Source organism: Flavobacterium plurextorum, assembly GCF_024638035.1.
Lineage (GTDB): Bacteria > Bacteroidota > Bacteroidia > Flavobacteriales > Flavobacteriaceae > Flavobacterium > Flavobacterium plurextorum.
Window position 1 is genome coordinate 656,040 of the sequence record NZ_CP100442.1, and the last position, 12,220, is coordinate 668,259.

8 protein-coding genes are annotated in these 12,220 nt (G+C 31.1%); all 8 read right to left on the bottom strand.

Annotated elements, in window-relative coordinates; translation table 11 throughout:
* Positions 1-44 precede the first annotated feature (44 nt).
* Positions 45-1,238, bottom strand: coding sequence for a GIY-YIG nuclease family protein (locus NLG42_RS03150; RefSeq protein ID WP_257682973.1), 1,194 nt, complete (start codon positions 1,236-1,238; stop codon positions 45-47).
* Positions 1,231-3,165: a DEAD/DEAH box helicase gene (locus tag NLG42_RS03155; RefSeq protein WP_257682974.1), complete on the bottom strand. Its 1,935-nt coding sequence runs from the start codon at positions 3,163-3,165 to the stop codon at positions 1,231-1,233. The genes NLG42_RS03150 and NLG42_RS03155 overlap by 8 nt, the downstream gene beginning before the upstream one ends.
* 202 nt (positions 3,166-3,367) lie before the next feature.
* A complete protein-coding gene (locus tag NLG42_RS03160) occupies positions 3,368-5,035 on the bottom strand; it encodes an RNA-binding domain-containing protein (protein WP_257682975.1) in 1,668 nt (555 codons plus the stop codon).
* A gap of 122 nt (positions 5,036-5,157) precedes the next feature.
* A complete protein-coding gene (locus NLG42_RS03165; RefSeq protein WP_257682976.1) occupies positions 5,158-6,081 on the bottom strand; it encodes a hypothetical protein in 924 nt (307 codons plus the stop codon).
* Positions 6,082-6,105: 24 nt separating this feature from the next.
* Complete coding sequence (locus tag NLG42_RS03170; protein ID WP_257682977.1) at positions 6,106-8,877, bottom strand: class I SAM-dependent DNA methyltransferase; 2,772 nt, start codon at positions 8,875-8,877, stop codon at positions 6,106-6,108.
* A 356-nt stretch (positions 8,878-9,233) separates the two neighbouring features.
* A complete protein-coding gene (locus NLG42_RS03175; RefSeq protein ID WP_257682978.1) occupies positions 9,234-10,484 on the bottom strand; it encodes a DUF5712 family protein in 1,251 nt (416 codons plus the stop codon).
* On the bottom strand, positions 10,484-11,002 hold the full coding sequence (locus NLG42_RS03180; RefSeq protein WP_257682979.1) for a BfmA/BtgA family mobilization protein: 519 nt from the start codon (positions 11,000-11,002) through the stop codon (positions 10,484-10,486). The genes NLG42_RS03175 and NLG42_RS03180 overlap by 1 nt, the downstream gene beginning before the upstream one ends.
* Positions 11,003-11,210: 208 nt before the next feature.
* Positions 11,211-12,098 (bottom strand): toprim domain-containing protein, encoded by an 888-nt coding sequence (locus tag NLG42_RS03185; RefSeq protein ID WP_257682980.1) that lies wholly within the window; start codon positions 12,096-12,098, stop codon positions 11,211-11,213.
* Positions 12,099-12,220 lie beyond the last annotated feature (122 nt).

The window sequence follows — 12,220 nt, forward strand, 5'->3', positions numbered from 1 at the left end:
TATTTAAACGAATTTGTTATATAATCCAAATATTATTATTGATTTTATTTTGATACAATTACTCTATTTTCAGCATCATAACTATAATTAACAACCTCCCCACTAATAATCAATTCAATTGCTTGTTCGATAATCTCTATTGGAGCTACAAACCATTCTCTAGGGGTGTGTCGTCTTTTTTTCTCATCAAAAATGTCAATATTAAGACAGGATTTTCCAAAGAAATTATGCAATAATTGTTCTAGTTTTTGAGGATTCATATTGTAACATTTCCAAGCAGTGATGATTTTTACCTGTGCCATTAAATAGGTTGGGTCTTTTTCGGCATTTTTAATTCTTTCTTCGACAGTATCTTTAGAATATCCTATCTTGTATAAATTATCAATTGCTTGAATTCTTTCATCCTTACTCTTGGAACGCAGTACATAAATATATCCGGCTTCTTGGTCTTCATCAGTAATGTTGCTGAAATTTTCAATAAAATTCTCGTTTACTTTATTGCTGTTTTCAGAGACAACCTGACCATTAGCATATAATATTTTCTCTACCGACCTTTTAAGCATATTCGATTCTGTGCCATTTTCAAATACGCATCTTGTACGTCCGTCTTCTCTTACTCTTGTTCCATCTTCCTTATAATGCTCTTTTCGGTCAATGTTTATTTGCTCTAATAGAAATAAAACTCCATTGTGAACGTAATAGGTTTCTTCCCGGAGATTACCCATTTTAAAATCAACAAGCTTGCGTTTTCCTTCGGCTAAATCTTTTTGAATTTCTTTAAATAAGGATTCGTATTTATCGAAATCTTTACACGGTTTTCTTCGGGCTACAAAATCAGTTGCTGCTCTTTCCTGATCCTTTGGAGTATGTTTAAAATCAAATAAATCAGTGTCATCATTTAATAAATCGAAAGTATCATCATTGAAAATATCATCAATAGAATTGATTTCTTTTTTCTCAACGTTTAATAATCCGTGTACATCCTGGTTTTGTAACGACAGCATTTTTTCTGGATTTTCCCTGATTCTTTTCAGTCTTGAATAGAGCTGAAATTCTGAAATATTAGCAGGATTGGGTTGAGGCTCTTTATTGTATTTTTCAATAAAATCATTTACTTCATTAAAAGAATCCAATAGTCGTTCGTCAGCATTTCTGGCATAAGCAATTTTGGGCTTGACATTTAGAATATCAAACTCATCATTATTAAAAATATCATCAAGGACTTTATTCTTATCCATTTGCCAATCGTTTTCTTTTTTCGTCTTTTAAATAAATAATACATTCCGCCATTCTTTTTTCCAGTGGATCGTTTGCATTAACACTAGGTTCTTTGTCATACATTTTTTTGAATTCCACGATTTTTGGCCACAAAATTTTGGCTTCTTCAAAGTCCATTTTTATTCTAGTTGCTTCAATTGTGTCCTGAATTATTTTCAACACCTTTGTTGTAACATCTTTTGAAAGAATTTCGAAAGCTTTCTGAAATGGATTAATTGAGTCTATTAAATCAATGTGTATGTCGTCGATATTTACAAATTTATCAGCCATCGTAATAAATCGTTGGTCTCCCACTTCTTTTATTTCTCCGTTTTTAATTACTGAATCGACTACCACATATTGACGAATTTCTTCTATTTCCTCATCAGATAGTTCAGGATATTTAATTCTTATGATTTTAGGAATCAATACTTTGTTTATTACTTCCGGGTCGATGTTTCCTGGCATTGCTTTAATCATTGTATCGTCTTGCAGAATGGTTGCTTTTAAATCATTCAAATCCGATTCGAGAATGTCTTTCACTCTTTTTGAACTAGGTTCTTTAAATCCTCTTATTTTGATTTCGCCCGGTTCTGCCTCTTCATCATCATTATCAATTCTAGTTTTGAATTTGAAATTAGGTGCTAATACCTGTTCCATTAACAATGATGCTGTAATGGCTTTGAGCATATTATTAGTTGCCACTTTTACGTCATCCTTAATAGCGTCTGGACTTGCAATCAGGTTGGTAAATTGTGCGTGTGTTTTATTGTTGCTATCCCGAGTACAACGACCGATAATTTGAATTATTTCGGTTAATGAACCACGATATCCCACTGTTAAGGCGTGTTCACAAAAAGGCCAGTCAAAGCCCTCTTTAGCCATTCCCAGTGCAATAATTAAATCCATATCATCAACAGATTTAATGTTTCGGAGGTAGTTTACGATTTTGTCTCTTTCTCGGGAACTATCTTCAACTAAATCAGCGACTTTTAAAACTTTTCCGTCTGTATGTCTTTTTACGTGAATAACACCAGTATCAGAATCCTGTTTGATAATGTCTCCAATCGCATCTATGATGAAATCAACTTCATTGTGTTTTTGTTTTGTACTTTCTCCTGAATTTACATTTGGAATATGGAGAATTGTCTTTTTATCGGTATCGAGAATGTCTATTATTGCCGAAGTGTATTTTCCAGTGTAGAAATGATACCCAATTCCCAAAGATTTCAGGAAGTTGTAGCCGTTTAACTGTTCGTAGTAATTGTAAGTTACCTTAGTAAACTTTGCTTCGTTCTCAGGTGTTAAAATAGGCACACTGTCACCTCTAAAATAAGAACCCGTCATTGCTATAATATGAGCAGTAGATTTGTTCATTATTGATTTTAACAATTCTCCCAATCTATTGTTGACATCGGCAGAAACGTGATGAAATTCATCTATTGCCAATAGAGTATTATTGAATTTTGCTTCGTCCAATTCTTCGCAAGCAAATCGTAAAGTAGCGTGTGTACAAATTAATATTTTTTCGTCGCTATCCATAAATTTATGAAAGGCTTTTACTTTGCTGCTGCTACCTTCGTCCCCAGGAGTACAAAGATTATAAATATCGTTTGGCTCCCAGTTGGCAAAAAAGCCATCTTTTTTTAAATCTGTTTTAGAAAATGAACTCCCAATAGAACGCTCGGGAACTGCTACAATAACTTTCCTGATGCCTTGATTTACTAATTTATCTACTGCCAAAAACATTAAGGCACGGGATTTACCAGAAGCAGGAGGCGCTTTAAGTAGTAAATACTGTGCATCACGAGATTCAAAAGCACGGGTTTGCATTTCTCGCATCCCCATTGTATTTATTTTTGTGCTATTTCCGGTATTATGGTAGTTTACATTTACTATATCTGGCATCTATTTAATTATTGATGGTTAATTTTTAATGGTTTGTTTCTAGCGACTTATTTTCTACTTGATTATTTAATAAAAGGTAATTTATTTAATACTTTTAAAAGCTTTAAAAAATTAATTAAATATTCAAAAACTCATATTTCACAGTACTTAGCATTGGTTTATCATGGGCTTATTTAATATTTTTATTTAATATTTGTGCTGTTTATTTAATATTTTTTATCATGACCCATTTCGATTTTATTCTACTTCCAATGTTTTCAATTGTAACACCAGCCATTTCTTGAATTAAATTATTTATGTAGATTTTTCTCTGTTTTTCATTTTTATAATCCGGTAGGTTAGTAAATAATATAGAATCAATTTCTTCACGTGTAGCAAAACCGTGGTTTTTTATATGCTGAATAATAAAACCCTTATAAACATCCTTATCTAATCCTTTGTTTTTAGTGTAATTGGCTTTTTGTCCCGTAAGTTCTGCAATTGTTGCGGATATATAATAATGTGGTTTCCTTCCTTCAATAAGTCCCTTTTTCTTTAAGAGTTTTACTGCCTCCTCATTTATGTCTAAATCTTTTTGAACCTTATCTAGCAATATTACTTCAGTAAGGCTTAAATCATCTTTTTTCTCAATCAAAAGTTTTGAGTAATTTTCATCTATAGTATGTCCGTAAATCTCCAAAACTACATTGTCCCTTGTTGATTTTGTATAATCAGGCAAAGGAAAATATCTTTTACGTTGGCTTTTATACATTTTATGGATACCATATCCTAAACTGTCTATCATATTAAGGTTTACCATTGCTTCGGCTAACCATTTGTTACGATATTTTTTAGGTGTTTTATCTCCTGTTGTATAATCCTCGGCAGTACCTTCGAAGAAACTACCTTCACTACTAAAAATTAATTTATTTATTTGTTCGGTCAATAAAATACGGGAATGTCTGCTGTAATCCTGATGTGCAATACAATTGTTTAAGGCTTCTAATATTACTTCGGAATCATATTTCATCACCTCGGTAGCTACTAATTGATTGTCAGGGAAAAATTTGTATTTTACATTCCTTATTTTAGATAAAATAGCGTTTATTTCAGAAAACAACGGCATTCCAAAGTGTTCGTAGGCTTTCTCTTCCGTATCGAGTTTCCAAGTTATCTGTGCCACAGCAGGCGAAATAAAATGAGTTGTTTCTGGTTTTCCTAATAAAATGATTGCGGTATTGGTAAGTTTTCCATCAATGGTAATTTTCAGTTTATCCAAAAATGTTTTGTCTGACCATTTGTCAATTTCATCATAGAAAGCAGCGTTGGTGTTTTTTTCCTTGTATTTTTCTCTAGCGAGTTTAATTGCTTTTTGATCTAAATTATCAATAGTTGCTTTCTCTACAATTTGTGCCGACCAATCTGTTTGCGAATTATAAATGGCTCTCAAGAAATGAGGATATTTTTTTAAATCGGTTAAACTGCTATCAAAACGGATGTATGGGTAATTTTTAAAATTGGTAGGTTCGCCAGTTGCTGCCGGAATTCTAAAGATTTCTAAATGATTCGTACCATAGTTACAAATGAAATGGTCAAATTTTATAGATGGGCTTAAAAAACGTCTTATCCACAACTCCAATTCTTCATTTCCCTCTTTACGATTCTTAAAATTAAAATTGGTTCCTACCACCTGATGTGTTTCATCATTAATACCAAAAACTAAATAAGCAAAAGATTGATTTGTAATACAAGCCGCATTAGACAAGCCCGAGATATATTGTCCCAGTTTATCATTTGTTGTTACATTGCCTGTTTTGAATTCCACCCATTCGTTTTCTTTGGGTAAAGCTCTCAACTCGTCAATTAGTTCTATAAGTTCAGTATTAGTCATTTAATTTAGATTTGATTTGTGTTCAGTTTGTTTTCTGCTGTAAAACAAGGCTTCTTCTCTTTATTAGTTATATCGTTTATTGGCAAGGATTAAATAATTATTCCTGTCATTCAATGTTATTTCTAACTACTAAATTCTTCGTCAATTTCTAGTATCATTGATTTTAATTCCTCAAAATGAGATTTCAAAGCATCGATAAATATTTCTAATTCTAATTTATCCTCAATTTTATTTTCTATTAAGTCCCTTTTCAATCGGTTAAGTAAATAATCAAGCCTTTCTGTGGTTTCTTCAATGCCAGGCAATGCTGATAAACCTGAATATCTTTCAATTATTCCATCTTTAATATTCTTATGTATTTTAGAAATTGTATTAAAATTACTTTTAACTGGTGGATAATCTCGATCAATGTTTTCATAAAGTTTTGAAAAATTATAATCAATATTGGGAGACACTAAATCTATCAGTTTTTTATCTTTAAAATTGTTTTTGTGGATTTCGAAATCAGATTTTAATTTTTCCATTGTGTAATTTAAAATTTCTTTAAATAATTCGTTTTGGGTTGCAATACAGGATAAAATATTAACGTACTCAAACTCATCTTCTCCACCTGATTTTGGAAAAGAAGAACTCATTTGAAATCCTTTCTTTTGAATAGTCATTCGACTAATACCGTGAAATGATTTACCTTCCCATCTGCCAGTTGGATGACCAATTGAACTATTGCGAATCTCTCTTATATTATACAATTCAGGATATTCACTTTTGAAATCAATGCCCTGACCAAATAGGGCTTTATTCAGATTGCAAAGAGCGTCTTGTTGCAAATATAATGCATGAAGAATCCCATAAACATATAAATACCCTTTTTCGTTGGAGCTGAATTCCGGTAAGTCAATATAATCGTCTATCGCAATTTGAGAATCTTCTATAACATCCAGTGAGGACCATAATTTATTCCACTTAACTTTATCTTGGAACAGCAATTCTCTTTTCCAAGGATGGTTACATATTTCTCTTATTTCTTCAAATAGATTTTCTATCATTTTTCTTGATTGTCCATTTTTTTTCTATCCACGAACTTTTTTAGCTTTCTTCTCTTCTTGAAACAATGTTCCTTTTTCTTTTTCCTCCGCAATCATTTTTTCATATAATTTGAAAAGGTATTCCAGTCGTTCTTCGTCGCTTTCAAAAGGTTTAGAACGGTAACAACGTTCTACAGCTAAATCGTTCAAGCGGTGCGCTTCACGCAAAGCTTCCGGCATTTTGTCCGGGTCGTACATTTGCGCCAAAGTTTTTTCGCTATGGTTTTCTCGTTCTTCTAAAATTCTAAATACACATTGCTCTAATTCTTCTTTTTGAGATTGGGAAATATTTGGAAAAGGAAAGGTATTGTAGCCTAAAGACGAAGAATATCTATAATCAGTTTTTAATCTTCCACATACAGCCTTAATCCAAGACATATGTATTTTAGAGGTTAGGAGAGTTAATATCCAAGGTTCAGCATTATAAATTGCAAAATTTGGTGCAACAATAATATTTTTTTCATCCAAATATCCCATTGGAATATATTCTCTCCTTTCAGATGAAACACTAGGAACTATGATTGAATTAGTTTCTTTAAATCTTATTTCGGCAAATTGATGTGATTTTGAAGCCAATTCATTAGTATTTCCTCTTTTACTTGAAAGACGTACTTTCTGACATTTTTCAATCCTATTAGCGATTTCAGGTATTTGATTTGCAAATTCTAAATCTTTATCATTAATCCATAGACAATATTTATTTTCTCCTCGTATAAATTCTTGCGCCCCAACTAGTTTTTTAATAAGTTTGGAAATGTCCGGGTATTTAGAAATTAAATTTTCTTTTTCCTGTTCATTTAAAAACAAATTTCCTCCATCATTTGCCATACTACCAAAACACATTTCTGGCAATTTTGATATAGGTTTTGATTTTTTTTCAATAAAAGTATTTTTAGCATTAACTAAATAGCTATTGATGTTATCAACAACTAATTTTAAATCATCTTTATAAATGAATTTTATTTTACTATTCTTATTTCTTACTCCAATAATAGAAACTATCACTCCTGCATTAGCTTTAGCATTATTTGACCATTTAAAAGAAGTATGTGCAAAACTAATTTCTAAATTATCTTTTAATAAAAAAGGCCATAACAAAGCAACCTGTTCACCCTGACAAATTGAATTTGTAGTTACAAAAGAATATTGAGCATTACTGCCTTGAATATAATTTGAACCTTTTAAAAACCAACAAGAAATATAATCTAAATTATTAAAGCCTTTAATTTTATTAAAAACAAATTCCATATCTGATTTTTGCTCATCGCTTTGTAATCTTGCTCCTAAATAAGGCGGGTTTCCTAAAATATAAGTTTCATCTCCATCTTTTTTAGGGCAAATCTTTTCCCAATTTTCTCTGGTCGCATTTCCGTGAATGATGTTTCCCCCTGCTTGTAATGGCAAAGTCGGTGTACTTTCACCAAACACTTCTTTGAATTTTTGGTTCATTTGGTGTTGTGCTAACCAAAGGGAAAGAATGGCTACTTCGTGTGCAAAATCGTCTAACTCGATACCAAAAAAATTGGCTAATTCGATGCGTGAAAAAAGTGTCGGTTGGTATTGTGCTGCCAAGGTTAATTGGGCTTTTGGTATCAATTCTAATTCGGATTGATAGCCTTCAAAACCTGTGGACGCTTTTTGGAGTTCTTGTAATTGTTTGAGAATTTTTATTTCTAAAAAACGTAATTCTTTGTAGGCAATAATTAAGAAATTCCCACTACCACAAGCGGGGTCAAATATTTTTATTTTGCCTAATCGTTCTAATACTTTATTGAGTTTTTTGGGTTCGTATTTAGCCGTTTGAAATTCTTGGTTTAAATCATTTAAAAACAATGGCTCAATGACTTTCATAATATTAGGCACACTGGTATAGTGCATTCCTAAACTACCACGATGTTCTACTGTAACAACAGCTTGTATCATAGAACCAAAAATATCAGGATTAATTGATTTCCAATCTAATTCTCCTGCATCAATAATGGCTTGGCGTGAACGACGTGTAAAATTGGGCATTTTGTGTTTGTGTTCAAACAAACCGCCATTTACATACGGAAACTCGTTTAGATACGCAGAAAGGTCTTTTCGGTTATTGCTGTGGGTATTTAAAACTTCAAATAGTTTGTCTAAATAATTGCTCAAATCGCTACCGTCAGTTTGGGTATGCGATTTAATGGAATTGGTAAAAAGACCCAATTTAAAAATATTGGTATCTTCTCCAAAAAAACAAAACAACAACCTTGATAAAAATACATTTAAACCGTGAATAAATTCAGGCGTATTATCAGGATTGTCTTTTTTGATTTCGTCAAAAAGCTTTGCCATTTTTTCGGCTGCTTTTACATCGGCTTCGGTTTCTTTTTTATGTGACGCTTTTTCCATTCCTGCCCAGGGCAAAAAGAAATCGAAATGCTTGGGTAATGCTGTAAAATCAATATCTAAACTATCATTCGTTTTTGTATCAATTGCCAAGAAAGTTTTGAAATCGGTAACGATAACAAAACGCTGTTCTTGTTTAAGCATGTTTTTTATCTCGGAAATTGCCAGATGTAAATCTTGATTAAAGACTGGTTTGAAAAATACTTTTTTCTTCCAAGATATTTCTCCTTCTACTTTAGATAAATTAAGATTTCCCTTTTGTAAACGAGTTATGGATGCTTTTGGCAAACCATAAGCTAACAAAAATTCATAAATGAATGTTTCATTAGTATAGTTTGTTATTAAATTTTGAAGGTTTGATTCTATTTGTGCAATGTTCATTTTTATATTTTATTTGACCCCAAACACTTATTTTGTTTAGCCTGTAATAAATGTCTTGTTTTCCCAGCGTTTGATTATTTTCTAAATCTATAACAATTTAAAAAGAAGTATCTATTGTTTAAGCCTTTAATAATAACTTGTGAACACTTTGATTGCTAATGAAAAATTAGATTGAATTTATTTACAATTATACAAAAAAGCAATGAGGTGTAAAAGAAGAGTTATTAACAAGAATATGTAGGATAAGCAAAAAATGAAATAAGCAAATTTTAATTTATTTAGGTCAGAACAAACGATTTAAGTTACCTGCTGACATCCTTTTTTGATATCTAATACTGTTGCGTTTTTATATTAAATCATCTTTTTATTTTTCTCTTTCTTTTTGGTAATTCATCATCAACATCCGGAGCAATTTCAAAAGAAAGAAGTGATAAAATGGATGCCAATATTTCAGTATTAATCTTCCAGTGCTCTAATAGCGGTTCGGTTTGTTGCATTTGCATAGTTGTTTTATTATCAGCAATAAATAATTCATTGAGTTTTAAGTTTTGATCGACTTCATTCGCTTTGAAATCTATTCCTGATTGTTCATGAAAAAAGTGATTTCCTTTGACAGAACCATCTTTATTTATTGTTGGCAAAACTTGAATGGCAAATTTTGTCATTCGTTGCTGATACTCTTTAAGATTATTTGGTTTTGTCATCAAAACATTAAAATGAGCATGCTTAATTTGTTTTTTTACATCATTCCTATTAATCAATTCAGCTTCTATTTTTTTATTGACTTCATATTTGTCTTGAGGGTTGCCATTTTTTAGAATATTTTGATTTTCAAATTTTTCAAGTTCTTTTCTTTTATAATTAAAATGTTCATCAAAAAAATTTTCGTTCGAATTAATCCATTTAACTCTATCAAATCCTACTTGATATTCGTTATTACCAATTTTTCTATTGGTTTGTTTTTCATTACAAGTAGGACTTAATTTTAATAATTGCGTTTTGTCTTTTCTGGAAACAATTATGTGAATATGAGATTGCAATCCTTTTTTATACTGTCCAGAAATTTCCTTTCCGTCAATAACCTCTTTATCTGTACCCTTAAATTTCCTAAAATGTTCAATTTTTCCAAAATAAACTAAATCAGCTCCCGATTTTATTCCCTTGTCTTGACGATTAAAATTCAAAGCATAGTTGTCCATCACTTTACGACCATACTCTCTAATAAGGTTATTAAATTGCTCTAATTCGGATGAATTTAATTCTAAAACACTTGTTATTTCTCTTTTACCAGTGGCTAGAAAAGCAATATGACTCAACTCATTCTCGCTGAAGCTAATTGTAGGAGCAAAATATTTAGCATCATTTGCTCCTAATTTTCTTTTATTATTATCGATAGAACTAATAACATCTATCGTGCTGATATTAATCTCTGAAGCTGTAAAGAAACCTTGTTTTCTGTTTTCTAGCTGAAATATTTCATTCATTGAGGAAGACTTTTTGATGAGTTTATCTAATTCTTCATTTTCCTTTTCTAAGTAAATGGCCAAATTGGAACAACTTCCTTTGTTGTCAGCTCCAAGTGTACTATGTGGTTTAGATATTGGCATTATGAAAAAAGAGATTTAATTTTACTCAAAGTGCCAGATTTATTTTTATCGTCTAATAGTTGACAAAGAAGTAAAATGGCTTGTCGGTTTTTTTGTAATTCAGCAACTACCATTTTAGTTCTTTCTACATCATTACTATTTATTTTATTCAGATTCTCAAAATGAGCTTTTTTTATTTCAGTAGTTCGTTCTGAATGTTGTTCTAAGAGTTTATTGATTGAAATAATTAATTTTGATATTTCTTCCTTTTGAGCATTTTGATAATTAAAAACATCTTGTCTTAATGGTTTCAAAATATCTCTTTCTTGAACTTTTAAAAAAGAGACTATTCTTTTATCTAAAGCGGCAACCATTAAAGATGGATCTTTGTTTACAGCATCTTTAGGGTCAATACCAGTTTTCTTGAAATAATAAATCATTTCTTGTATAAGAGCCCCTAAGTTCATTCGCAAACTTTCAGATAATTTTCCAAGTTCTGTATGAGCTTTTTCATCTATAATAATACTTTTTTTAGTCATAATTATAATTTTTAAAACTGTTAATCAATGAGTTAAGCGTCTAATTATATTTAAATTATAAAATCTTATAAACTTCATTCTTAAAGAAAGCCTTATTTTCAAGGCTCTAGCCTCGCAGAGCAAGTAGGATAGGGGTTTTTCCGCCCCTGTCCTACTTGCTACTAAATACACTGCCATTATAAACTCTTTCAAAGCATCACCCACAAGTCTAACCACTTGTTTTAATATTTAAAATCAAGAAATCATTTATATCTTTTGAGCCATGAAACAGATACCTAATATCTTTACATCTTACTCCCCCTAAATTCCACTTCTTTAAACAGTTTTCCGTTGCATTCGAACCCGCAACATCGTTGTCCAGAGCAAACAAAAGTTCAGCATACACATTTAGTACCTTATCTACTTTTGAAAGCATGGACAAAGAATTTAGAATCAAAAAATCTTTTGACTTTTCGCATTTTGGATACAAAGACAATAATGAAAGAAAATCCGACCATGATTCTAAAACTATTAAAGACTTATTGCTTCTGTTAATCCATGTGAACCATTTCTCCCCCAAACATAGCTTGGCATATTTATTTCGAATTTCATATTGATTCTTATCATTCTTAAATCCCACTCCAAAATATTTCTTTTGATTAATCGTATAATAAACTTCATCTAAATACATTTTACATATTTCAATATTCAATTTTCGACTTTTTAAATAGTGAATTAGAATTTGATTCTGTAACGGCTGAACAGTTTTTATACAATACGAGTTTTGTTTTTTCGACTTCACTGAATCGCACTTTTGGGGCGGGTCAAAAGAAAAAATAACATCTTCAGATTGTAGCCATTTAACTGCTTGGTTAAAATCTACTGCAAAATGTTTCATGACATAATCAATTGTATTGCCTCCATGCCCTTCTCCAAAATCATAAAATAGATTGTTTTCACATTTTACAGAAGCGGTACGCTCTGCTCTCCATTCTGGTTTAAACCAAAACTGATCTTTTTTCTTTTCAACCGCTTCAATATTTAATCTTTTCAAAATATTGATTATCGGAATATTTCTTAGTTGCACTATATCTTTCATTCTATTTTGATTTTTCACCTACCTAGCTACCTATCGGTATTAAGCAAATGTTTTTCAGTTATTTAAAACAGGTAGCTTTTTTTGGAAGTTACCTGTGTTACCTTAACGAGGTAGGCTAGGTAATAATTTTAAGAAGCTAC

Coding starts and splice junctions, on each gene's coding strand:
- NLG42_RS03170 (WP_257682977.1), bottom strand. CDS start 8,877: ATGAACATTGCACAAATAGAATCAAACCTTCAAAATTTAATAACAAAC.
- NLG42_RS03165 (WP_257682976.1), bottom strand. CDS start 6,081: ATGATAGAAAATCTATTTGAAGAAATAAGAGAAATATGTAACCATCCT.
- NLG42_RS03150 (WP_257682973.1), bottom strand. CDS start 1,238: ATGGATAAGAATAAAGTCCTTGATGATATTTTTAATAATGATGAGTTT.
- NLG42_RS03180 (WP_257682979.1), bottom strand. CDS start 11,002: ATGACTAAAAAAAGTATTATTATAGATGAAAAAGCTCATACAGAACTT.
- NLG42_RS03155 (WP_257682974.1), bottom strand. CDS start 3,165: ATGCCAGATATAGTAAATGTAAACTACCATAATACCGGAAATAGCACA.
- NLG42_RS03175 (WP_257682978.1), bottom strand. CDS start 10,484: ATGCCAATATCTAAACCACATAGTACACTTGGAGCTGACAACAAAGGA.
- NLG42_RS03160 (WP_257682975.1), bottom strand. CDS start 5,035: ATGACTAATACTGAACTTATAGAACTAATTGACGAGTTGAGAGCTTTA.